This window comes from Streptococcus sp. k-628, from assembly GCF_013277475.1.
Lineage (GTDB): Bacteria > Bacillota > Bacilli > Lactobacillales > Streptococcaceae > Streptococcus.
On sequence record NZ_VMMZ01000005.1, the window covers coordinates 1 to 22,173 of the forward strand.

General features: G+C 42.3%; 24 protein-coding genes. 6 read left to right on the plus strand and 18 right to left on the minus strand.

Features of this window, described 5'->3' with window-relative positions; genetic code table 11:
• Positions 1-163: 163 nt before the first annotated feature.
• The 8 genes from HT730_RS00705 to HT730_RS00740 form a co-directional block, all read right to left on the minus strand.
• Complete coding sequence (locus tag HT730_RS00705; RefSeq protein WP_000814989.1) at positions 164-625, minus strand: ECF transporter S component; 462 nt, start codon at positions 623-625, stop codon at positions 164-166.
• Positions 603-1,376: a bifunctional hydroxymethylpyrimidine kinase/phosphomethylpyrimidine kinase gene (locus HT730_RS00710; RefSeq protein WP_173306496.1), complete on the minus strand. Its 774-nt coding sequence runs from the start codon at positions 1,374-1,376 to the stop codon at positions 603-605. The genes HT730_RS00705 and HT730_RS00710 overlap by 23 nt, the downstream gene beginning before the upstream one ends.
• Complete coding sequence (gene truA, locus HT730_RS00715; protein WP_173306497.1) at positions 1,366-2,115, minus strand: tRNA pseudouridine(38-40) synthase TruA; 750 nt, start codon at positions 2,113-2,115, stop codon at positions 1,366-1,368. Before truA ends, HT730_RS00710 begins: the two co-directional genes overlap by 11 nt.
• A gap of 99 nt (positions 2,116-2,214) precedes the next feature.
• Positions 2,215-3,366 (minus strand): MFS transporter, encoded by a 1,152-nt coding sequence (locus HT730_RS00720; protein ID WP_173306498.1) that lies wholly within the window; start codon positions 3,364-3,366, stop codon positions 2,215-2,217.
• A 230-nt stretch (positions 3,367-3,596) separates the two neighbouring features.
• Complete coding sequence (locus HT730_RS00725) at positions 3,597-4,226, minus strand: Pr6Pr family membrane protein (protein WP_173306499.1); 630 nt, start codon at positions 4,224-4,226, stop codon at positions 3,597-3,599.
• Positions 4,227-4,228: 2 nt separating this feature from the next.
• The gene (locus tag HT730_RS00730) at positions 4,229-4,567 is read right to left on the minus strand and encodes a zinc ribbon domain-containing protein YjdM (protein ID WP_173306500.1); all 339 of its coding nucleotides are present in this window, start codon (positions 4,565-4,567) and stop codon (positions 4,229-4,231) included.
• Between the two features lie 129 nt (positions 4,568-4,696).
• Positions 4,697-5,368, minus strand: a complete 672-nt coding sequence (gene cmk / locus HT730_RS00735; protein WP_000849398.1) for a (d)CMP kinase — start codon at positions 5,366-5,368, stop codon at positions 4,697-4,699.
• A gap of 8 nt (positions 5,369-5,376) precedes the next feature.
• Positions 5,377-5,853, minus strand: a complete 477-nt coding sequence (locus tag HT730_RS00740; RefSeq protein ID WP_173283486.1) for an SAG1386/EF1546 family surface-associated protein — start codon at positions 5,851-5,853, stop codon at positions 5,377-5,379.
• 50 nt (positions 5,854-5,903) lie between these two features.
• Here HT730_RS00740 and HT730_RS00745 point away from each other — a divergent pair, with 50 nt between their 5' ends.
• Complete coding sequence (locus tag HT730_RS00745) at positions 5,904-6,110, plus strand: ferredoxin (RefSeq protein WP_173218573.1); 207 nt, start codon at positions 5,904-5,906, stop codon at positions 6,108-6,110.
• 50 nt (positions 6,111-6,160) lie between these two features.
• Here HT730_RS00745 and HT730_RS00750 read toward each other — a convergent pair whose 3' ends face one another.
• The 6 genes from HT730_RS00750 to HT730_RS00775 form a co-directional block, all read right to left on the minus strand.
• Complete coding sequence (locus HT730_RS00750) at positions 6,161-7,126, minus strand: glycosyltransferase family 2 protein (protein ID WP_173306501.1); 966 nt, start codon at positions 7,124-7,126, stop codon at positions 6,161-6,163.
• Position 7,127: 1 nt separating this feature from the next.
• On the minus strand, positions 7,128-8,147 hold the full coding sequence (gene galE / locus HT730_RS00755; protein ID WP_173306502.1) for a UDP-glucose 4-epimerase GalE: 1,020 nt from the start codon (positions 8,145-8,147) through the stop codon (positions 7,128-7,130).
• A gap of 99 nt (positions 8,148-8,246) precedes the next feature.
• Positions 8,247-9,350, minus strand: coding sequence for an FAD-binding oxidoreductase (locus HT730_RS00760; protein ID WP_173306503.1), 1,104 nt, complete (start codon positions 9,348-9,350; stop codon positions 8,247-8,249).
• Between the two features lie 16 nt (positions 9,351-9,366).
• On the minus strand, positions 9,367-10,164 hold the full coding sequence (locus tag HT730_RS00765) for a Nif3-like dinuclear metal center hexameric protein (RefSeq protein ID WP_173306504.1): 798 nt from the start codon (positions 10,162-10,164) through the stop codon (positions 9,367-9,369).
• A complete protein-coding gene (locus HT730_RS00770) occupies positions 10,151-10,828 on the minus strand; it encodes a tRNA (adenine(22)-N(1))-methyltransferase TrmK (protein ID WP_173306505.1) in 678 nt (225 codons plus the stop codon). Before HT730_RS00770 ends, HT730_RS00765 begins: the two co-directional genes overlap by 14 nt.
• 101 nt (positions 10,829-10,929) lie before the next feature.
• The gene (locus HT730_RS00775; protein ID WP_173306511.1) at positions 10,930-13,266 is read right to left on the minus strand and encodes a cation-translocating P-type ATPase; all 2,337 of its coding nucleotides are present in this window, start codon (positions 13,264-13,266) and stop codon (positions 10,930-10,932) included.
• 132 nt (positions 13,267-13,398) lie between these two features.
• Here HT730_RS00775 and HT730_RS00780 point away from each other — a divergent pair, with 132 nt between their 5' ends.
• Complete coding sequence (locus HT730_RS00780; RefSeq protein ID WP_173306506.1) at positions 13,399-14,148, plus strand: 1-acyl-sn-glycerol-3-phosphate acyltransferase; 750 nt, start codon at positions 13,399-13,401, stop codon at positions 14,146-14,148.
• A 290-nt stretch (positions 14,149-14,438) separates the two neighbouring features.
• Here HT730_RS00780 and HT730_RS00785 read toward each other — a convergent pair whose 3' ends face one another.
• Together HT730_RS00785 and rpsO are read right to left on the minus strand one after the other, a co-directional pair.
• Complete coding sequence (locus HT730_RS00785) at positions 14,439-15,050, minus strand: CadD family cadmium resistance transporter (RefSeq protein WP_173306507.1); 612 nt, start codon at positions 15,048-15,050, stop codon at positions 14,439-14,441.
• 678 nt (positions 15,051-15,728) lie between these two features.
• On the minus strand, positions 15,729-15,998 hold the full coding sequence (rpsO, locus tag HT730_RS00790) for a 30S ribosomal protein S15 (protein ID WP_001018251.1): 270 nt from the start codon (positions 15,996-15,998) through the stop codon (positions 15,729-15,731).
• 202 nt (positions 15,999-16,200) lie between these two features.
• Between rpsO and HT730_RS00795 the strand changes: the two genes are divergently transcribed.
• The 3 genes from HT730_RS00795 (at position 16,201) to thrS (ending at position 19,151) form a co-directional block, all read left to right on the plus strand.
• The gene (locus HT730_RS00795; protein ID WP_173306508.1) at positions 16,201-16,545 is read left to right on the plus strand and encodes a hypothetical protein; all 345 of its coding nucleotides are present in this window, start codon (positions 16,201-16,203) and stop codon (positions 16,543-16,545) included.
• Positions 16,546-16,830: 285 nt separating this feature from the next.
• Positions 16,831-17,154, plus strand: coding sequence for a hypothetical protein (locus HT730_RS00800; protein ID WP_000422772.1), 324 nt, complete (start codon positions 16,831-16,833; stop codon positions 17,152-17,154).
• Positions 17,155-17,207: 53 nt separating this feature from the next.
• The gene (thrS, locus tag HT730_RS00805; RefSeq protein WP_000608345.1) at positions 17,208-19,151 is read left to right on the plus strand and encodes a threonine--tRNA ligase; all 1,944 of its coding nucleotides are present in this window, start codon (positions 17,208-17,210) and stop codon (positions 19,149-19,151) included.
• A 46-nt stretch (positions 19,152-19,197) separates the two neighbouring features.
• On the opposite strand, the gene HT730_RS00810 is transcribed toward thrS, so the two are convergent.
• Positions 19,198-20,172: a sensor histidine kinase gene (locus tag HT730_RS00810; protein ID WP_173306509.1), complete on the minus strand. Its 975-nt coding sequence runs from the start codon at positions 20,170-20,172 to the stop codon at positions 19,198-19,200.
• Positions 20,165-20,842, minus strand: coding sequence for a response regulator transcription factor (locus tag HT730_RS00815; RefSeq protein ID WP_000548991.1), 678 nt, complete (start codon positions 20,840-20,842; stop codon positions 20,165-20,167). Before HT730_RS00815 ends, HT730_RS00810 begins: the two co-directional genes overlap by 8 nt.
• Before the next feature lie 154 nt (positions 20,843-20,996).
• Between HT730_RS00815 and HT730_RS00820 the strand changes: the two genes are divergently transcribed.
• Entirely contained in the window at positions 20,997-22,070 is a 1,074-nt protein-coding gene (locus tag HT730_RS00820) for a DUF2974 domain-containing protein (RefSeq protein ID WP_173306510.1), read from the plus strand.
• The last annotated feature ends 103 nt before the right edge of the window (positions 22,071-22,173 follow it).

A 22,173-nucleotide genomic window follows, 5' to 3' on the forward strand; every position in this document is an offset into this window, starting at 1 on the left:
ACTGACGAAGTCAGTAACCATATCTACGGCAAGGCGACGTTGACGCGGTTTGAAGAGATTTTCGAAGAGTATAAAATCTTCCCACAATAAAACGCATACTATCAAGGTTTCAACACCTGATACTATGCGTTTTTCTGATTTTTAAGACTTTTATCCAGATTCTTTACTTAATCTTCTTGATACTTTGACTAAGGATAAATCCTACAATCATCCCTACCATATTTTGCATGAAATTTGGTAGGATTTCTGGTAGGGCTGCAGCCCAGCCATTCATCAATGTAGAACCCAAGGCGTACCCCCCTACCATGGCAATCGTTGCTAAGATAAGGCCTAACCACTGAGTTTTTCCTTTAAATCCTGCGAAAAATCCCTGCAAGCCATGGTTGACCAAGCTAAAGAACATCCACTGAGGATAGCCTGATAAGAGGTCAATCAAGAAACCTGCCAGTCCTCCGACTACAGCCCCTTCACGACTACCAAAGTAGAAGGCCGTAAAGAAGACACCCGCATCTAAAAGAGTTAGAATGCCTGTCGGTGTTGGAATTTTTAAGAAATAGCCTAGAACCACAGAGAGGGCGGTTAATAGGGATACAAGGGCGATTTTAGTTGTTTTGGTTTGCTTCATATTGTCTCACTCCATACTGATCTGCTTGTGCAATAGCACGATAAACGAAAGCCTTAGAGCTTTCTACTGCTGGTAAAAGTTCATCACCTTTGACTAGATGACTGGCAATGCTAGAAGCAAAGGTACAACCTGCACCAGCATTTTGCCCTTGGATAACAGGATTTTCCAACACTGTAAAGGTTTGTCCATCATAAAAGACATCTACAGCCTTGTCCTGACTAAGGCGATTGCCTCCCTTGATAATAACTGCTGGCGCTCCTAATTCATGCAATTTCTGTGCTGCAGTTTTCATATCTTCAAGAGTTTTAATCTCTTGATCTGCTAGTAATTCTGCTTCAGGAAGATTAGGCGTAATCACACTGACATAAGGGAAAAAGCGAATCAACTCTTGGCAAAGTTCACTTACAGCTACATCATGCGTTTCCTTGCAGACCAAGACAGGATCCAGCACCACAGGTACTCCTGGGCGTTGTTTAATAAAGTCCAAAGCCTTCTCAGCCACACTGACAGTAGGGAGAAGACCAATCTTAATCCCCCCAAACTCCACATCACGCAAGCTATCCAATTCATATTGAAAAATGGTATCGTCAGTTGGAAAGACTTCAAATCCTTTTTCTGTCAAGGCTGTCAAACAAGTCACTGCTACAAAGCCATGCAAGCCGTTCAAGGTATAGGTAGCCAAGTCAGCTGACAAACCACCACCACTAAAAATATCATTCCCAGAAAGTGCTAAAATACGATTATTCTTCATAACGAATCTCCTTTAAATACAAACCATTTGGTGCTGCAGTGGGACCTGCAAGCTGCCTGTCCTTTTTCTCCAAGATGAGGTCAATCTGCTCTACTGGCATGCGGTTATTGCCGATTTTGAGCAGAGTCCCCACCATATTGCGAATCTGCTTATACAAGAAACCATTTCCTGAAAAGGTAAAAGTCAAAAACTGGCCTGTCTCATCAACCCCAAGACTAGCTTCTGTGATGGTGCGAACCTTATCTTCTACGCTGCTCCCAGATGCTGTAAAACCAGTGAAATCGTGGGTTCCCTCTAGCTTTTTGATTGCAATCTGCATGCGTTCCACATCGAGTGGATAGGGAAAGTGAGTGGCATAGTGACGGCGCATAGGATTCTTGGGACGTCCCCTATCCACGATAAACTCATAGGTCTTACTGTGCTTTGCATAACGGCAATGAAAATCATCCGCCACAAGCTCAATCGAAATCACATCAATATCTTCAGGGGACTGAGTGTCTAGAGCAAAACGGAGCTTCTCCTCATCCATTTGATAAGGCAGGTCAAAATGAAGCACCTGTCCCAGGGCATGAACCCCACTATCTGTCCTACCAGCACCGTGAACAGTAATGGCTTGCCCTTTATTTAACCTGGTCAAGGTTTTTTCAATTTCTTCCTGAACGCTACGCGCATGAGGCTGGCGCTGAAAACCAGCAAAGGCATAACCATCATAGGAAATAGTTGCTTTGTATCTCGTCATAACTTCTATTTTATCAAGAAATTAGTCTCGTAACAAGCTAGAAAATTTATAATTGTATGGGTACAAAATTTCCAAAAAGTAAAACTTAGGAAACCAATCCTAAGCTCTCTTTTGAAGTAAGTACATGACAAAGATAGAGGTTACAATCAACCAACCTCCTAAGATGGTAAAGACTAGCATGCCATTGTGAGTTAGTAAGCCAATTGCACCTAGAACAAATGGGGTCGTAAAGGCTCCAAAACTACAGCCTAATACAGCAAATGAAGTTGCTTGATTGAGGAGTTTAGCTGGAATTCGTTCAGAGACAAGTTGAAAAACTGTCGTCAAGGCTACACTGTAGGCAAAACCAGCCAGAATGCTTCCTGCTACTACCACCCACAAGGATGGAGCCAGAGCAATCACAATTTGCCCTAAACCGAAGGTAATACCAGACCAGAGGAGCAGTTTCTCTTTAAAGATAGAAATCAAGAAAGAAAAACTCACACCAGCCACAATCCCGATTAACTGCATGACACTAAGAACAAAACTAGATAACTGAGCATCTCCAAGTCCTCTTTCCACCATCAAACTTGGAATACGGATGGTAATAGCCGTATTGGTACAAACTACAACCGCTGCTTCAATAGCTAGGATAAAAATCAAACCTTTCATTTCTCGAGTTAAACGACTTGCATCCTTCGCTTTTTTCTTGACTTCTTTCTTTTCCTTTCCATAAGGGACAAAGAGCAGATAGAGGGTCAGCACCAAAAATCCAGCACTATAGGCTAAGAAAGTAGCTGTCCAACCAAAGGCCAACAACTGGCCTACTGCCAAGGTAATGAGAGATGCCCCAACGACCTCTGCAGAACCGCGTAGCCCTAGCATCTGAATTCGCGTTTTTCCTTGATAGCGTTCACTGATAATAGAAATAGCCTTGGCATTGATCATCCCAAGACCCAAACCAAAAAGAATCCGTGTTCCCAAGACAAAGGGATAGGCTTGATACCAGAAAGGAGCCGTTCCGCTCAGTGATAAAATCAGCAAGCCCAAACTAATTTGTAAGCGCTCAGGGAATATTTTTTCTAAAAAACCATTTAGTAATAACATCATCATGATTCCAAAGGAAGGCAAGCTCACCAAGAGTTCAATTTGTTCCTTAGGATAACCTTGATAATAGTCAAACATGGCTGGCAGGGCACTCGAGATGGAAAAGGATGTAATCAAAACGAGGGAGAGAGCCAAAATACTGGCCCGTTCTAAAAATTGTTTCATGAAATCTCTTTCTATATTTCTCTTAATCTTCTGTCTCTTTTGATAGTTAGCAAACAAGCAAGAAAAGAAGAAGCCTCTTTAGTGTATAGACTCCTTCTTAAACTCGAAAATGAATCCCTTGTGTCTTATACTCAATGAAAATCAAAGAGCAAACTAGGAAGCTAGCCGCAGGCTGTACTTGAGTACGGCAAGGCGAAACTGACGTGGTTTGAAGAGATTTTCGAAGAGTATTAGGATGACTTTCTCTTGATTTGCTTGATAAAGTAGAAGATAAATCCTGCCACCATATAGGCAACAAAGATAATCAGACACCACTTGAACACGACATCCCAACCCTTGTTCACATTCAAAAAGAAGTAAGGGAAAGGATTATCCTTGGCATTTGGAATATTGAGTTTTAGAACCAAGCCATTAAAAAGAGCAAACATCATATACAGCAAGGGTAAAATGGTCCACACAATTGGATCCCAAATCTTGTATTGACCCTGTTTGTCAAAAAAGAGGGTATCTGCTAAAAACCAGAGGGGAACGATATAGTGGCAAAGGAAATTTTCTAGAGTATAGAAATTAGTCGCAATAGGCGCTAAGAGGAAATGGTAAATCACACAGGTAATCATGATACTCATGGTGACCCCACCTTTTAAGCGCAAGAGACTTGGTCTTTGCCAGTTTTCACCTACACGGCTCATCACCTTTAGAAGATAAAGGGTAAAAATAGTTACCAAGAGGTTGGACAGAACCGTGTAATAGAGCAACATCCCAAATCCACCATGCTTGGTAATTTCAAGATAAACTCCCGTAAAAGCCGCTAGAAACAAGAAGATACGGCTATAAAATACAAGTTTATAGTGCTTTGACATACTTAAATCTTCTTCACAAACTCTGATTTAAGTTTCATGGCACCGAAGCCATCAATCTTACAGTCGATATTGTGGTCGCCTTCTACGATGCGGATATTTTTCACGCGCGTCCCTTGTTTCAAATCTTTTGGCGCACCTTTTACTTTCAAGTCCTTGATGAGAGTTACTGTATCACCATCAGCCAATTTATTCCCGTTGGCATCGATAGCGACAAGGCCCTCTTCTTCTTCTGCAACTTCAGCAGGATTCCACTCATAAGCACACTCTGGGCAAACCAGTAGGGCACCATCTTCGTAGACATACTCTGAGTTACATTTTGGGCAATTTGGTAGGTTGTTCATGGTTTCTCCTTATCATCATTCACTATTCTTTGAAAATCAAAATTTCTCGAACAGCAACTATTATACCCTAAAATCAACATTTTGACAAATTTAGAAAAAACCGATATCCATCTATCGGCTTTTCTACATTTACATTCTTTTTTCAGCTTCTGCTTTGATTTTTTCAACTACTTCTTGAATGTTCAAACCAGTTGTATCAAGGTAGACAGCGTCCTCTGCTTGTTTAAGAGGAGAAGTCTCACGATGACTATCCTTGTAGTCACGCGCAGCAATTTCCTCTTTTAGGGTTTCGAGGTCTGTTTCAATTCCCTTGGCAATATTTTCCTTGTAACGGCGCTCTGCTCTCTCATCAACAGAAGCTACTAGGAAAATTTTCAATTCTGCTTGTGGCAATACAACAGTCCCAATATCGCGACCGTCCATGACAATCCCACCTTGCTGGGCAATCTCTTGTTGGAGAGAAACTAGTTTCTCACGTACTTGAGGAATTGCTGCAATAGCAGAAACATGATTGGTCACTTCATTTTCACGGATAGGATGGGTAATATCCACATCTCCTACAAAGACAAGCTGTTCTCCAGTTTCTGAGCGTCCAAAACTGATTGGATGCTGGTCCAATAAGGCTAAAAGCTCCTCAATCTCTTCCACTCCTAACTGGTTCTTGAGAGCCATATAGGTTGCCGCACGATACATGGCACCTGTATCTAGGTAGGTGTATCCAAAATCCTTGGCAATAATCTTTGCGACCGTACTCTTACCACTTGAAGCAGGACCGTCAATAGCAATTTGAATTGTTTTCATATCGGCTCCTATTTTATTTTTATAACATCACCTGGATTAGCAAACCAAGACCCTGTAGCCATATGCCCAGGATTCAAGGCCTCTAACTGAGCAATGGAGATTCCTGCACGAGCGGCAATAGCTGCTTCCCCTTCTCCTGCGAGAACTTTAATCGTTCCTTCAGGATTAGTAGCTTCTTCTGAACTACTAGAAGTAGATTCTGGCTCTGAACTTTGCTCAGGCTGGGAACTGCTTGAAGATGAGACTTGTGCTACACTTGCATCAGAATCATGAAAGTCTTTTAAGGCTGCTGTGCGATTACTCCCCCCCGATGATAGATAGATGAGAACGATGACCATCACCACCACAATTACAAAGAAAATACTAGCTAGGATCGTCAAAATACGATTAGCCATCCTATCAGCCCCTCCGTGGTTTCGATGCCGACGCTCTGCTCTTGATTCTTCTTGATCATAAATATCTTCTTGCCACGGTTCTTTTTCCATACCCTACTCCTTGTTTTTTTTACTTTTCTTATTACAATATAAATATGAACATGAAAATCACACTTATACCTGAACGATGCATCGCCTGTGGACTTTGCCAAACTTATTCTGATTTATTTGATTACCACGATAATGGAATCGTGCGTTTTTACGATGACCCTGACCAACTAGAAAAAGAAATTTCTCCTAGTCAGGACGTCTTAGAGGCTGTTAAAAATTGCCCAACTCGCGCCCTGATTAGCAATCAGGAAGCCTAAATCAATGGCGATAATCCACTCCCTCTAGTTTAGCACATTTCCATGTAAAATTATAGTCTTTTCACTTTATTTTTTTCTGTAAAATCAGGAAGGTCACTTTTTTCTTTGATAAGATAAAGTGGTCTTTTTTTAGTCTCTAAATAAATTTTACTGATGTACTTGCCGAGAATCCCAATGGTCAAGAGTTGAATGCCTCCAAGGAAGAGAATAACAGCCATCAGAGAGGTCCAACCTGATGTCGGATTGCCCAAAATGAGGGTTCGAACCACAACAAAAAAGGTCATCAGTAGAGAAATAAAACAAGATAGGAGACCAGCCACAAAGGCGATAATCAAGGGAAAATCTGAAAAATTAACAATCCCTTCAATAGAGTAGAAAAAGAGTTTCCTAAAACTCCAACTGGTCTTACCAGCCTGCCTTTCAACATTTGGATAGTCCAGATAGTGGGTTTTAAAGCCGACCCAAGCAAAGAGTCCCTTTGAAAAACGATTAGACTCGGTCAAGGATAAAATGGCATCGACCACAGACCGTCTCATCATGCGAAAATCACGGACACCTGACGGTAGGGCTACTGGGCTGATTTTTTTCATAAGGCGATAAAAGAGATTAGCGCAGAGACTACGTAAAACTGGTTCTCCCTCCCGACTGGTTCTCCGTGTTCCTACGCAGTCCAAATCTTCATTTTGGTCTAGTAAGTTTTTCATCTCAAGCAACATACTAGGAGGATCCTGGAGGTCTGCATCCATTACCACCACCAGATCTCCTGTCGCATATTGCAAGCCTGCATAGAGGGCTGCTTCTTTGCCAAAATTTCGTGAGAAAGAAATATAATGCACTGCCGGATTTTGTTCCCGATAGGTCTTTAAGAGTTCCAAAGTCCCATCACTTGAGCCATCGTCGACAAAGACATACTCGATTTCTGTTTCCAAATCTGGAAGTAAAGCTTCCAAAGCCTGATAAAAAAGAGGAAGTACTTCCTCTTCGTTTAAACAGGGGACAATGATTGACATCACCATCTTAGTCTTCAAATCCATTTGGATGCTTGCTTTGCCAACGCCATGCGTCTTCACACATTTGGGTGATGTCGAGTTCTGCTTCCCAGTCCAGTTCTGCTTTGGCTTTTGCAGGATCTGAATAGCATGCTGCAATATCACCTGGGCGACGGTCTACAATGCGGTAAGGAATTGGACGTCCCACTGCTTTTTCCATATTTTGGATAATTTCAAGAACTGAGTAGCCTTTCCCTGTTCCAAGGTTATAAACGTTTAGACCTGAGCCTTTTTGGATTTTTTTCAGAGCTGCAACGTGACCTTTGGCCAAATCGACAACGTGGATATAGTCACGAACACCAGTTCCATCTTCGGTATCGTAATCGTCTCCAAATACTTGCACTTGCTCTAATTTTCCAACGGCTACTTGAGTCACATATGGCAAGAGATTGTTTGGAATACCATTTGGATTTTCTCCCAAATCTCCACTCTCATGGGCTCCGATTGGGTTGAAGTAACGAAGCAAGACCACATTCCATTCTGAGTCTGCCTTGTAGATATCCGTCAAAATTTCCTCTAGCATAAGCTTGGTGCGGCCATATGGGTTGGTCACTGAAAGTGGGAAATCTTCCAAGATGGGTACTGTGTGCGGATCACCGTAAACTGTCGCAGAAGAACTGAAAATGATGTTTTTACAGTTGTTTTCTTCCATGGCTTTTAGAAGACTGACAGTTCCAGCGATATTGTTGTCATAATAGGCAAGAGGGATACGGGTAGATTCTCCAACAGCCTTCAAACCAGCAAAGTGAATGACCCCTGTTGGTTCTTCTTGTTTGAAAATGTCACGAAGAGTATCTGTATCACGGATATCTGCCTCATAGAACGGCACTTCAACTTCTGTAATTTTCTCAACAACTTCTAAACTTTTACGGCTGCTGTTGACAAGGTTATCCACCACAACAACCTGATGACCTGCTTGGATTAACTCAATAACAGTGTGGGTTCCGATAAAACCTGCTCCACCCGTTACCAAAATCTTTTCTTGCATCTTTTTTCCTCGATTCTCGGATTTTTTCTTATTTTACCATTTTTGATAGGGAATGTCATTTGCCATCCTAGAGGAGAGGCTAAAATTTCAGTAAAATTCTTATTCGCTTTTTACTCGTTTGACATAGTTTTCAATTGGGTAGTTTTCAGGGTCCAGAGTCAACTCCTTGTCTTGGATCAGTTGAGCTAGATGGTAGCCAATGATAGGACCCGTTGTGAGGCCTGATGAACCTAGTCCACTGGCTGCATAGACACCTGACAATTCTGGAACCTCTCCAAAGAAAGGAGAGAAATCACTGGTATAGGCACGAATTCCCACACGCTCAGTTCTTGAAGTCGCTTTAGCCAAGGCTGGATAGTGAGGCAATGCTGCCTCCTCCATTTGTTGGAGTAAGGTTTCATCTATCGTCAAATCAAATTCCATGTCATTTTCATGAGTAGCACCTAAGGACAATTTCCCACCAGAAAAAGGAATCAAATCCCACTCCCCTTCTGGCATAACAACAGGGTAAGCTTCCATGTCTTGGGCAAGTTGATAATCTCGGAGTTGTCCTTTTTGGGGACGAACATCCACAGCATAACCCAAGGGTTCTAACATGTCCCCCAACCAAGCTCCCGTCGCCAAAATAACCTGATCAAACACCTCTTCGCCAATCTGGTAACCTGATGCTAAAGGTGTCAGACTCACTTTTTCTTTGACCAGCTTGACATGACTGACTTCCAACAAACGAGTCACTAAAAGTTGGCCATCTACTCTCGCTCCACCAGAAGCATAGAGCAGGCGGTCAAATCCCTGCAAGCCAGGGAATAATTCATTTGCTGATGCTTGGTCCAGAATGGCTAATTGCCCTATCAAGGGAGATTCTTCTCTACGCTGGAGGGCTAGTTGATAAAATTCTTCCAACTTAGTTTCATCCTTTTTCAGGAGAAAGACTCCCGAACGCTGGTAAAAGTCGATTTCTTGCCCTGACTTCTCTAAATCAGCTAATAAATCCACATAAAAATCTGCTCCCAAGCGTGCCATCTTGTACCAGGCCTTATTGCGGCGTTTGGAAAACCAAGGGCTGATAATTCCTGCTGCAGCCTTGGTTGCCTGACCCTGTCCATGATCAAAAACGGTCACCTCTAGGTCACTTTCTTTCGAGAGGTAGTAGGCTGCTGTTGCTCCCACAATTCCTGCTCCGATAATGGCAACTTTTTTCATTGTTTTCACTTTCTAACTAGATATGGTGGAAAGGATTGGTCGATGCTTTACTAGGCAAAATCTCTAGTTCCCAGTCTTTTTCCTCTTTCCATTGACTAAGGAGTGCTGCGATTTTTTCCACAAACAGCACTTCGATATAGTGACCTGGATCCAATGCCAACAAACCATCAGACAGCATATCCTGAGCAGTATGGTAGTAGATGTCACCAGTGATATAAACATCAGCTCCCTTAGCTAAAGCATCCTTATAGAAAGACTGCCCGCTACCACCGCAGATAGCCACTCTTGAAATAGGCCTCTGCAAATCGCTCTCTTGATAATGCACCAATCGAAGGCTATCTAGACCAAAGACTTGCTTGACATGTTGGGCCAATTCCCCAAATGTCTGAGGCTGAACATTTCCTATACGACCAATTCCACGTTCTGGACCTGTCTCCTGTAGGTAAGTCGTCTCCTCGATACCTAGCATCTGACAGAACCAATCATTGAGACCATTTTCAACGATGTCAATATTGGTATGGCTGACATAAACTGCGATGTCATGCTTGATGAGATCAATGTAAATCTGATTTTGTGGACGGCTAGCTACCAAATCCTTGATGGGACGGAAAATCGGTGCGTGCTTGACGATAATCAAATCCACACCCTTTTCAATGGCTTCAGCCACCGTTTCTTCACGAATATCCAGAGCCACCATGACCCTTTGGATATCCTTGTCTAAAGTGCCAATTTGCAGACCTCGACTGTCTCCCTCCATGGAAAATTCCTGAGGGCAAAAGGCTTCATAAGCTCTGATTACTTCACTTGCTAGCATGGAGAACCTCCTTGATGGCTTGAATCTTATCTGCTAGAACTTGACGTCCTTCCAGATTTTTTTCTGGGATTTGTCCGAGAGCAAACTCTAGCTTAACAGCTTCTTTTTGCCATTTTTGGACAAAGACTGGACTGACCTCTTTGGACAAGAAGGGACCAAAGCGAACATCACTAGCTGATAGATTCATTTGTCCTGCTTCCACCACCAAAATCTCGTAAAACTTGCCAGCTTCTTCTAGAATACTTTCTGCCACAATCTGAAAACCGTGGTCTTGCAGCCAAATACGCAAGTCGTCTTCACGATTATTGGGCTGGAGAATCAAACGTTCTACATTAGCCAGCTTGTCCAAGCCTTCTTCTAAAATCCTAGCAATCAAACGACCTCCCATGCCAGCAATGGTGATGACCGACACTTGGTCAGTCTCTTCAAAAGCTGCCAAGCCATTGGCTAAACGAACCTGGATTTTCTCCTTTAGGCCGTGAGCCTCAACATTTTTGACCGCAGACTGATAGGGACCTTCCACCACCTCACCTGCAATGGCACTTTTGATTTGGCCTCTCTCAACCAACTCGATAGGCAGATAAGCATGGTCACTCCCTACATCTAGTAAAATAGCTCCCTGTGGCACAAAGGAAGCCACTAATTCTAATCTCTTTGAAATCATTTTCTCTCACTTTCCAAAACTCTATTATCTCTTATTATACCACATTTCAGCCAGCACTCCTGCACCTAAAAAGACCGCAATCCACAGATTGCAGCCTTTCTTTATTTTCTAGCTTGATAACGACTAGTCAGGATGAAAATCACGATAAAGACCAACATCATGACACCATAAACAGGTAATGTTTGTCCTGTAAGTGTCGAAATTTCAAGCAATTTTTGAATTCTTGGGAAGAGAGCTGTGGCTAGGAAGCCTCCTACTGACCAAACAATCAAGAGGACACGCCAGAGGGTAAATGGCATGCAGGCTCTAAATACGGATAAGAAACCAATTGACCCCAAGAGATAATAGAGTAGAGTTGAGATTTCTAACTCAGACCAACTTTGGCTACTTCCAAATATTTTCACAAAAAGAACGCTGAACACAATCATGAGAGCGCTTGGTAGAGCACGAAGCATGGATCTTCTGAGGAAATTTGGCTCAACAGGTTTGATATTTCGCTCAAAAGTTAGAACGAATGGTGGGAAACCTTCCACGAACTGGTCAATCATGGTAATCTGGATTGGAATGAAGGGGAAAATCAAGATCCACTCAGACCGCCCTAGGAGAGCACTGGCGATACAGATTATTGCCAACAGGAAGGAATAGATGGTCTTTATCAAGAAGATTGGGGCGATGTGGGCAATGTTATTGACCACACGACGACCTTCAAAAAGAATCTCAGGAACATCATTAAAGTCAGAGTTCAAGAGAACCAGATTGGCAATCTGACGAGTCGCAGGATCTCCCTCAGCCATCACGATAGAACAATCCGCCTCACGAAGGGCCAGGATATCATTAACTCCATCCCCTGTCATAGCTGTTGTATGCCCCGCTTTTTTCAGTGTTTGGATGATGAGTTTCTTTTGATGAGGGGAAACACGTCCGAAAATCGCAGTCTCCTCCGCCATAGCAACCAATTCCTCATCCGTAATTTTAGAGCAATCTACATAGCTGTGGTAGTCCGCAAAACCAGCCTTCTGGGCAATGCTGGATACCGTAACTGGATTGTCACCAGAGATAATCTTGAGGCCCACTTCCTGAGAACGGAGATAGTCCAGCGTCTCTGCTGCTCCCTCTCGAATCGGGTCCAAGATTTCCAGCAAGGCTAGAGCCTGAATATCAGATGGTTTCTGTGGCTTGTGATGGTCCAGTTTTTCCTGACTGAGAGCTAAGACCAAGACACGTGAACCTCTCTCCAAGGCCTCTCTGGCTTCTGGGGCCTCAGAAGCCAGCAACATCTCAGGTGCACCTAAGAAAACTGTTCCCAAACCTTCCAATTCCATTGCTCCCCACTTGCGGTCGCTGGAGAAGGGAAGATTGGAAATCATAGGATAGGCTACTTGATCTTGGAAACGCTTTCGAATAGCTTGAGCTGTTGGATTTTTATCCTCACTGTGAGCTATGTAGCTGGCCAAAATGCTGGCAATAGTCTCTTCACCATAAGTTTCCGTCAGAGGAAGAACAGCCTCTACCTGCATCTTTCCTTGGGTGATGGTGCCCGTCTTATCCAAACAGAGCATATCCACGCGCGCCAAGGTCTCAACAGAGTACATCTCCTGCACCAAGACTTTTTTCAAGCCCAGCTTAATCACCGCAGTCAACAAAGAAGTAATAGTCAAAAGGGCAATTCCCTTGGGCAACATGCCCAAAAGAGCTGTCGACGAATTTACAACGGACGACTTGAGGGGCAAGCCTTTTAAAAGCAAGGCTTCTAGCAAGAGAGCCAGACCAAAAGGAATGATAATCTTCCCAGTAAAACCAGCCAACTTGTCCAGTGATTTCATGATACGAGAGTTGATTGGTTTAACGGTCTTAGCTTCCAGCATGAGTTTGGCAGCATAGTTATCAGATCCAACATGGTGAACTTGAGCTAAAACTGACCCACTAGCCAAGAAACTCCCTGACAAAAGCAAGGCATCCACTTCCTTTTGCACCAAATCACTTTCCCCCGTCAACATGGCTTCATTGACCTCCGTAAAGCCTTCCAAAACCAAGGCATCACTGGGAATCTGCTCTCCAGCAGACAGACGAATGACATCTCCCAGCACCAATTCTTCAGGATTCAGAGCCACTTCCTGGCCATCACGAATAGTCTTGACCTTTTCCTTGGTCATGAGATTGAGCTTGTCCACCATGTGTTTGGCTCGTAGCTCCGTCACAATCCCTGAAAAAGCATTAAAACAGATCACAGCAAAGAAGACCAAATTGCTCCAAGCCTGCACAAAGGCTAGTGCCAAAGCAATGGCAAAGTTCAAAGCGTTAAAAAGGGTAAAGACATTTCGTTTGATGATTTGCCAAGTGCTGGTACTGGCCGAAGCAGTAAAATCATTGACCAAGCCCTTTGCCTGTCTTTCCTCGACTTCTTTTTGGGTTAATCCCATAATCTTATTTTTATCCATAAATTCTATCATATCATTTTTTCTAAAAGAATTCTAATCTCATCCCAAATATGCACCTAGTCAAGGGAAAAGTTTGCCAGCCCTCCTTTGATAAGGTATAATAATAACAAGAAAACAATCGAAGGAGATCGCATGTTTTATACTTATTTACGTGGATTGGTTGTATTGCTCCTATGGTCCATCAATGGCAATGCCCACTATCATAATACTGATAAAATTCCTAATCAAGATGAAAATTATATTCTGGTTGCCCCTCACCGTACCTGGTGGGATCCTGTTTACATGGCCTTTGCGACCAAGCCAAAACAGTTTATCTTTATGGCAAAAAAAGAACTCTTTGCCAACCGCATCTTTGGTTGGTGGATTCGTATGTGTGGCGCCTTTCCTATCGACCGTGAAAACCCTAGCGCTTCTGCCATCAAATACCCTATCAATGTTCTTAAAAAAAGTGATCGCTCTCTCATCATGTTTCCAAGTGGAAGCCGTCACTCAAACGATGTCAAGGGGGGCGTAGCTCTGATTGCCAAAATGGCCAAAGTCCGTATCATGCCGGTTACCTACACAGGTCCCATGACTTTGAAGGGCTTGGTTAGCCGTGAGCGTGTCGATATGAACTTTGGAAATCCAATCGATATCTCAGATATCAAGAAAATGAATGATGAAGGCATTGAAACAGTCGCCAATCGCATCCAAGCAGAATTTCAACGTTTGGACGAAGAAACGAAACAATGGCACAATAATAAAAAACCCAATCCACTCTGGTGGTTTATCCGCATCCCTGCTCTCATCCTTGCCATTATCCTCGCTATCCTAACCATCATCTTTAGCTTTATCGCAAGCTTCATCTGGAATCCAGATAAAAAGAGAGAAAAACTTGCATAGAAGAAATGAACCTTGGCCAAACAGCTAAGGTTTTCATTTATATAGTAGATTGAAACTAGAATAGTACACCTCTACTTCTAAAACATTTTTAGAAATCGATTTGACTGTCCTGATCGATTTGTCCTGTTCTTATTTCATTTTACTATATTTATAAGAATCTTCCAATCAAATCAAAAGACACTCTACAATAGAGTAACTTTAAGATTGTCCATTTATACTCAATGAAAAAGCCCTCTGAAAATCAGAGAGCTGATTTTCAGAGGGCTAAAATCCTAGTGAAACAAAAAAATCTACACGGTCAGAAAAGTCTCTATCGTGCCATTTTCATACATGATGTATAGTCCAAGTAGAATGAATACTAAGGGCAAAATGATTCGCTCGTATTTTTCAATTGTCTCGAATATTAACGGAATAGAGGATAACACCCGACTAATCTCGCATAAGATAATTATGCCGATTACAAACACAAGCAAGGCCACGAGGGTCTGTGACCAATCTAACGAAGCAAAATAAGGTATATAGATACCTAAATTATCTCCGCCAGACGCAATTGTCAGCAATGTAACTGTCCAAAACAGTTGATTTGCCTTGCTTTGTTCTAATCTTTCAATAATTTCTTCCTCTTCTTCCTCACCTTCTCCAACAATTGCAAAGCGAATCCCTAAATAGATAGGGATTAAACCAAGCAATCCAACCATCCATTCTTCAGGCACGAAATTAACGACATAAGCAGCAACTAAACTCGCCCCTACAAGTAAGCCTGTGCCTAGATATTGCCCTGCATAAATATGCCATTTTTGTTTATTCTGTGATAGCTGTGCAAATAAAATAAATAAAATAATTAAATAATCGATACTGGTGGAAATATAAACACCAATAGCAGATATGATTGTCTGTCCCATAAAAAACCTCCTGTATTGGTCAGTAATAAATCAGCAGATTTTAGGAGAGCACAGACACATTAATTTAGCTATCGCTAGTGGGTAATGTCGAACATAGGAAAGCATTTTACTCCTCCTCAAAACGTAGTTACAAAGTAATTTCTAACTGGAATTCGGTGACTACTTCCATGTAAAGTATAACATACTATACTTTACTTCGTAAAGTGTGGGCTCTCCGAGGGGGCTTGCAGACAGCTACTCGGCTTTTCAAACCGAGTAGCTACGCACCTTTATGGTGTAATTAGCTGATACCATTTGAGGTTTTTGTAGTCTCCAAAATTGTGACCGATAAAACCTCAATAAAAGAGCCCTCTGAAAATCAGAGAGCTGATTTGAGCCCGGGCTAAAATCCTAGTGAAAAAGATGAAACTCCTTGTGTTCATCGAACACTGTGTCCTTTCCCTATTTTCATACGGATTTTTGACGCCCTTAGCATCATAATTCTTGCTGGATAAATCGTTTATAGACTAGGCGACGAGGCGAAGATTGTACAAAATTTTTAGTGAAACAAAAAAATCTCCCCGAAGGGAGATCATTCTGGTTTATTTTACCTTACAGTGCTAGGAACCGTAACCGAAGATTATACTTGAGTATATCGAGGTAAGGTAACAACGCAATGTAAGTGGAAAATAAAGCAGATTAGCGACGAAGTCCTAGAGAGTTGATTAACTCACGGTAACGGTTAACGTCGTTTTTACGCAAGTATGCAAGCAAGTTACGACGGCGACCGATTTTTTTCATCAATCCACGGTAAGTAGCGTGGTCTTTTTTGTGTTGTTTGATGTGTTCGTTAAGGTGGTTGATTTCCCAAGTAAGGACAGCAACTTGAACCTCTACTGAACCTGTATCACCTTCGTGACGTGCATATTGTGCGATGATTTCATTTTTTTTCTCTTTTGAGATTGCCATGATGTTTCTCCTTTTTATTTGGCTTCATCCGAGTGACAGGTTGGCATGCCTGTAACCAAGAAGAAGTTATTTGTCTTTACGACAATCCCTATTCTACCAATAACTAACTTCTTTGTCAACAGATTTACTTTCTTGTTTTAAACATGCTATAATGATTATAACAAGAAATCTAAGTTGTCTGTTTTTAAACGAGGTGATTATCATGCGTAGATTCTATTCCCATCTCCCCTACTATCTGGTCATCTTTTTCTTTTATTGGCCATTTTATGAGTTGTTATCACTAATCATTTCTGACCCCTTTTTGCTCAAGAGTCTCTACGTAAATAATATTCTCTTCTTTACACCTCTGGTAATCTTGATTGTATCGCTACTCTATAGCTACCGATTCCGTTTCTCACTTTGGTGGTTAATTGGTAACGGACTGCTCTTTTGCTTTACTATCATAACCTTTGGTGAATTTATACTGATTTACTTGCTAATCTATGAAACCTTGGCTCTGGTGGGCATGGCTTCCGGTATTGGCATCAATCATATTCTACAAAAATGAAAAACAAAAAACTTTCACAAAATCCTTGAAAAATCTCACAATCATGCTATAATAATCCATAGAGACAAGTCACTTAGTCCCTTTCTACTAGAGAGTGCGTGGTTGCTGGAAACGCATAGAGAGCCTAAACTGATACTACTCTTGAGTTTTTTATGAAAACATAAAACGGTGGCCACGTTAGAGCCAATCAGAGGTGTCCCTCTCTTTTGAGGTACATAAATGAAGGTGGAACCACGTTGCGACGTCCTTTCGAGGATGTCGCAATTTTTTATGAGGAGGCTAACTATGGAGTTGCAAGAATTAGTGGAGCGCTGTGGGGCAATCCGACAAGCTTATCACAAACTGGAAGTTAAGCATCATGATTCCAAGTGGACGGTAGAAGAAGACCTCTTGGCTTTGTCTAATGATATTGGAAATTTCCAACGATTGGTGATGACAAAGCAAGGACGCTACTATGATGAAACACCCTACACACTGGAACAAAAACTTTCAGAAAATATCTGGTGGCTAGTAGAACTTTCTCAACGTCTGGATATAGACATTCTGACGGAAATGGAAAACTTCCTCTCTGATAAAGAAAAGCAATTGAACATTAAGACTAGGAAGTAGTCTGCAAAAAAGTCAATGCTTAAAAACTATGAAATAATAAAAAGGAGAACATCATGATTAACATCACTTTCCCAGATGGCGCTGTTCGTGAATTCGAATCTGGCGTTACAACTTTTGAAATTGCCCAATCTATCAGCAATTCCCTAGCTAAAAAAGCCTTGGCTGGTAAATTCAACGGCAAACTCATCGACACTACTCGTGCTATCACTGAAGATGGAAGCATTGAAATTGTGACACCTGATCACGAAGATGCCCTTCCAATCTTGCGTCACTCAGCCGCTCACTTGTTTGCCCAAGCAGCTCGTCGTCTTTTCCCAGACATTCACTTGGGAGTTGGTCCAGCCATCGAAGATGGTTTCTACTACGATACTGACAACACAGCTGGTCAAATCTCTAACGAAGACCTTCCTCGTATCGAAGAAGAAATGCAAAAAATTGTCAAAGAAAACTTCCCATCAATCCGTGAAGAAGTGACTAAAGACGAGGCACGTGAAATCTTCAAAAATGACCCTTACAAGTTGGAATTGATTGAAGAACACTCAGAAGACGAAGGTGGTTTGACCATCTACCGTCAGGGTGAATATGTAGACCTTTGCCGTGGCCCTCACGTCCCATCAACAGGCCGCATCCAAATCTTCCACCTTCTCCATGTAGCAGGTGCTTACTGGCGTGGAAATAGCGACAACGCTATGATGCAACGTATCTATGGTACAGCTTGGTTTGACAAGAAAGACTTGAAAAACTACCTCCAAATGCGTGAAGAAGCTAAGGAACGTGACCACCGCAAACTTGGTAAAGAGCTTGATCTCTTCATGATTTCTCAAGAGGTTGGTCAAGGGCTTCCATTCTGGTTGCCAAACGGTGCGACTATCCGTCGTGAATTGGAACGCTACATCGTTGACAAAGAGCTAGCTTCAGGCTACCAACACGTCTACACTCCACCACTTGCTTCTGTTGAACTTTACAAGACTTCTGGTCACTGGGATCATTACCAAGAAGACATGTTCCCAACTATGGACATGGGTGACGGGGAAGAATTTGTCCTTCGTCCAATGAACTGCCCGCACCACATCCAAGTCTTCAAACATCATGTTCACTCATACCGTGAGTTGCCAATCCGTATCGCTGAAATCGGTATGATGCACCGTTATGAAAAATCTGGTGCCCTCACTGGTCTTCAACGTGTACGTGAAATGTCACTCAACGATGGTCACCTCTTCGTTACTCCAGAACAAATCCAAGAAGAATTCCAGCGTGCTCTTCAGTTGATTATCGATGTTTATGAAGACTTCAACTTGACTGAATACCGCTTCCGCCTCTCTCTTCGTGACCCTCAAGATACTCACAAGTACTTTGATAACGATGAGATGTGGGAAAATGCACAAACTATGCTTCGTGCAGCTCTTGATGAAATGGGTGTGGACTACTTTGAAGCCGAAGGTGAAGCAGCCTTCTACGGACCAAAATTGGATATTCAAGTTAAGACCGCTCTTGGAAAAGAAGAAACTCTTTCTACTATCCAACTTGACTTCTTGCTTCCAGAACGTTTCGACCTTAAATACATCGGAGCTGATGGCGAAGAGCACCGTCCAGTTATGATCCACCGTGGAGTTATCTCAACTATGGAACGCTTTACAGCTATCTTGATTGAGAACTACAAGGGTGCCTTCCCAACATGGCTAGCACCTCACCAAGTAACCCTCATCCCAGTATCTAACGAGAAACACGTGGACTACGCTTGGGAAGTAGCTAAGAAGCTCCGTGACCGTGGTGTCCGTGCTGATGTCGATGAGCGCAATGAAAAAATGCAGTTCAAGATTCGTGCTTCACAAACCAGCAAGATTCCTTACCAATTGATTGTTGGAGACAAGGAGATGGAAGACGGAACAGTCAACGTTCGTCGCTACGGCCAAAAAGAAACACAAACTGTCTCAGTAGATGATTTTGTTCAAGCTATCCTAGCTGATATCGCCAACAAATCACGCGTTGAGAAATAAGAGCCTAGCACAAAAGCCTCCAGTCCGGAGGCTTTTTCGTCTCTTCTCACTCAAGGACTAGGTTCACTTGAGCAAACCGAATCCGCACTATCGTTCCTTCTCCAACCTCAGACTCGATACGAATCTGGTGCCCCAATTCTTCAGAAATTTTCTTAGATAGGTAGAGACCAAGTCCAGAGGACTGTTGGGTCAAACGGCCATTGTATCCTGAAAAGCCACGTTCAAATACTCGGAGGACATCACTGTTTTTTATCCCGATTCCCGTATCCTTGATACAAAGCTCTTGCCCGTCCATATAAATCTCCAGACCACCTTCCTTGGTGTACTTGAGACTGTTTGAGATGATTTGCTCAATAACCACTAGTAGCCACTTCTTATCCGTCACGATTTCTTTATCAAGGTTATGTAGATTGACATTTAGTCCTTTTTGAATAAAGAAAAGAGCATATTTACGAATTATTTCCTTGACCAAGTCCTCGATTTGAACCTGCTTTAAGACCAAATCATCATGGAAACTTTCTAAACGCAGGTACTGTAAGACTAGATTGGTATAGGAGTCAATCTTGAAAATTTCCTGTTCTAATTGCTGCTTCAGTTGGCGGTCGGCTACTTCTGCAACTAAGAGTTGACTAGCTGCAATGGGGGTCTTAATCTGATGAACCCACAAGGTATAGTAATCCAGCAAATCCGTCAATTTTCTTTCTGAATCTGACCTCTGCTGATAAAGTTCCATCTCACGCGCTTCTAATTTTTCTGCTAAAACTATTTCCAATGGAGATTTGGCTTCTCTCTCCCCATAGAAAATTTCCTGACGATAGACCTGCATTTCCACCAATATGTCCCAAGTGAAAAATAAGATGGTTACAAAGCAACATAGCAGGAAAAAGTAGAGAAAGTAAATTCCCAAACTGGCAAATAAAAACTGAAAGAGTAAGAGCAGAAACGTCAAAGAAATCAGATAGACAAACAGACGACTACGGGAGCGCAGATAGGCCAGAAAAAATTGTTTCCAATCAAGCATGCTTCAGTCCGTACCCTATTCCTTTCTTGGTCTCGATAAATCCTACCAAGCCCTGCTCTTCCAATTTTTTACGCAAACGAGCCACATTGACAGAGAGGGTATTGTCATCAATGAAAAAGTCACTGTTCCAAAGTTCCCGCATCAGGTCGTCACGCGCTACAATATTGCCCGCATGCTCAAACAAAACGCGTAAAATCTGGAATTCGTTCTTGGTCAAATTCAAGACTTGCCCTTGATAATGTAAGTCCATTGATTTGGTATTGAGGATAACACCAGCATATTCTAGCAAACTCTCGTCACGTCCAAACTCATAGGAACGGCGCAGCAAGCCCTGAACCTTGGCTAAAAGAACCTGTTGGTCAAAAGGCTTGGTCACAAAGTCATCCGCCCCCATATTTATTGCCATGACGATATCCATAGCCTGATCTCTCGAAGACAGAAACATGATAGGTACCTTGGAAATCTTGCGAATCTCCTGACACCAGTGATAGCCATTAAACAAAGGCAGTCCAATATCCATGAGGACCAGATGAGGTTCCGATTGAACAAATAGACTCAAAACTTCCATAAAGTCTTCTACCAGAACCACTTCAAATCCCCATTCAGAGAGCATTTTCCCGACCTGTTGACGAATGACCTGATCATCTTCTACTAATAAAATCTTGTGCATGCGCTCCTCCTTTTCTATTATTATAACAGATTTTTCCATGCTAGAAGGTCTGAAACTGAATTTGACATAGCTTGTTTTTATCCAACATAGTGAGGCAACCCTACTAGCTAATTTGAGGGAAATTTGATAAGATAAAGAAAAGAAAGGAGCTCTTATGGCCAATATTTTTGATTATCTGAAAGATGTCGCACACGATTCCTTTTACGACCTACCTTTGAATGAGTTAGACATTCTAGCCTTAACAGAAATCACCTACCTCTCCTTTGATAATTTGGTCTCCACAACTCCTATGCGACTTTTAGACCTTGCACCTCAGGTTCCAAGAGAATCTAACATGTTGACCAGTAAAAATCGGCTCCAGTTATTGGATGAATTGGCTCAACACAAACGCTTTAAAAATTGCAAACTCTCCCATTTTATCAACGACATCGACCCTGAATTGCAAAAACAATTTGCGGCTATGACCTACCGCCTCACTCTCGACACCTATCTGATTGTCTTTCGTGGGACAGATGACAGCATCATTGGCTGGAAGGAAGATTTCCACCTGACCTATATGAAGGAAATTCCTGCTCAAAAGCACGCCCTCCGCTATTTAAAGAACTTTTTTGCCCAACATCCTAAGCAAAAAGTTATTCTGGCTGGACATTCCAAGGGAGGAAATTTAGCCATCTATGCGGCTAGTCAAATTGAGAAAAGCTTGCAAGATCAGATTACAGCAGTTTATACCTTTGATTCTCCTGGTCTCCATAAAAAACTGACACAAACCGAGGGCTGTCAAAGGATAATGGATAAAACTAAGGTCTTCATTCCACAAGGTTCCATCATCGGTATGATGTTGGAAATTCCGGCCCACCAAATCATCGTGCACAGTACTGCCTTAGGTAGTATCGCCCAGCACGATACCTTTAGTTGGCAGATCGAGGACAAACACTTCGTTCAACTAGATAAGACTAATAGTGATAGTCAACAAGTTGACACAACCTTCAAAGAATGGGTGGCCACAGTCCCTGACGAGGAACTCCAGCTCTACTTCGACCTCTTCTTTGGCACCATTCTTGATTCTGGTATTACTTCTATCAATGACTTGTCTTCCTTAAAGGCTATCGAACACATTCGTCATCTCTTCGTCCAAGCTCAATCCCTCACTCCAGAAGAAAGGGAATCCATGGGACGCCTTACCCAGTTATTGATTGATACCCGTTACCAAGCCTGGAAGAATAGATAAAAAGCTTATGAAAAGGTAATACTCTTCGAAAATCTCTTCAAACCACGTCAGCTTTATCTGCAACCTCAAAGCTGTGCTTTGAGCAACCTGCGGCTAGCTTCCT

What these genes read in the sequence shown, in the direction of transcription:
- HT730_RS00705 (WP_000814989.1), bottom strand. Translation starts at nt 625, where the DNA reads ATGAAGCAAACCAAAACAACTAAAATCGCCCTTGTATCCCTATTAACC.
- HT730_RS00710 (WP_173306496.1), bottom strand. Translation starts at nt 1,376, where the DNA reads ATGAAGAATAATCGTATTTTAGCACTTTCTGGGAATGATATTTTTAGT.
- truA (WP_173306497.1), bottom strand. Translation starts at nt 2,115, where the DNA reads ATGACGAGATACAAAGCAACTATTTCCTATGATGGTTATGCCTTTGCT.
- HT730_RS00720 (WP_173306498.1), bottom strand. Translation starts at nt 3,366, where the DNA reads ATGAAACAATTTTTAGAACGGGCCAGTATTTTGGCTCTCTCCCTCGTT.
- HT730_RS00725 (WP_173306499.1), bottom strand. Translation starts at nt 4,226, where the DNA reads ATGTCAAAGCACTATAAACTTGTATTTTATAGCCGTATCTTCTTGTTT.
- HT730_RS00730 (WP_173306500.1), bottom strand. Translation starts at nt 4,567, where the DNA reads ATGAACAACCTACCAAATTGCCCAAAATGTAACTCAGAGTATGTCTAC.
- cmk (WP_000849398.1), bottom strand. Translation starts at nt 5,368, where the DNA reads ATGAAAACAATTCAAATTGCTATTGACGGTCCTGCTTCAAGTGGTAAG.
- HT730_RS00740 (WP_173283486.1), bottom strand. Translation starts at nt 5,853, where the DNA reads ATGGAAAAAGAACCGTGGCAAGAAGATATTTATGATCAAGAAGAATCA.
- HT730_RS00745 (WP_173218573.1), top strand. Translation starts at nt 5,904, where the DNA reads ATGAAAATCACACTTATACCTGAACGATGCATCGCCTGTGGACTTTGC.
- HT730_RS00750 (WP_173306501.1), bottom strand. Translation starts at nt 7,126, where the DNA reads ATGGTGATGTCAATCATTGTCCCCTGTTTAAACGAAGAGGAAGTACTT.
- galE (WP_173306502.1), bottom strand. Translation starts at nt 8,147, where the DNA reads ATGCAAGAAAAGATTTTGGTAACGGGTGGAGCAGGTTTTATCGGAACC.
- HT730_RS00760 (WP_173306503.1), bottom strand. Translation starts at nt 9,350, where the DNA reads ATGAAAAAAGTTGCCATTATCGGAGCAGGAATTGTGGGAGCAACAGCA.
- HT730_RS00765 (WP_173306504.1), bottom strand. Translation starts at nt 10,164, where the DNA reads ATGCTAGCAAGTGAAGTAATCAGAGCTTATGAAGCCTTTTGCCCTCAG.
- HT730_RS00770 (WP_173306505.1), bottom strand. Translation starts at nt 10,828, where the DNA reads ATGATTTCAAAGAGATTAGAATTAGTGGCTTCCTTTGTGCCACAGGGA.
- HT730_RS00775 (WP_173306511.1), bottom strand. Translation starts at nt 13,266, where the DNA reads ATGGATAAAAATAAGATTATGGGATTAACCCAAAAAGAAGTCGAGGAA.
- HT730_RS00780 (WP_173306506.1), top strand. Translation starts at nt 13,399, where the DNA reads ATGTTTTATACTTATTTACGTGGATTGGTTGTATTGCTCCTATGGTCC.
- HT730_RS00785 (WP_173306507.1), bottom strand. Translation starts at nt 15,050, where the DNA reads ATGGGACAGACAATCATATCTGCTATTGGTGTTTATATTTCCACCAGT.
- rpsO (WP_001018251.1), bottom strand. Translation starts at nt 15,998, where the DNA reads ATGGCAATCTCAAAAGAGAAAAAAAATGAAATCATCGCACAATATGCA.
- HT730_RS00795 (WP_173306508.1), top strand. Translation starts at nt 16,201, where the DNA reads ATGCGTAGATTCTATTCCCATCTCCCCTACTATCTGGTCATCTTTTTC.
- HT730_RS00800 (WP_000422772.1), top strand. Translation starts at nt 16,831, where the DNA reads ATGGAGTTGCAAGAATTAGTGGAGCGCTGTGGGGCAATCCGACAAGCT.
- thrS (WP_000608345.1), top strand. Translation starts at nt 17,208, where the DNA reads ATGATTAACATCACTTTCCCAGATGGCGCTGTTCGTGAATTCGAATCT.
- HT730_RS00810 (WP_173306509.1), bottom strand. Translation starts at nt 20,172, where the DNA reads ATGCTTGATTGGAAACAATTTTTTCTGGCCTATCTGCGCTCCCGTAGT.
- HT730_RS00815 (WP_000548991.1), bottom strand. Translation starts at nt 20,842, where the DNA reads ATGCACAAGATTTTATTAGTAGAAGATGATCAGGTCATTCGTCAACAG.
- HT730_RS00820 (WP_173306510.1), top strand. Translation starts at nt 20,997, where the DNA reads ATGGCCAATATTTTTGATTATCTGAAAGATGTCGCACACGATTCCTTT.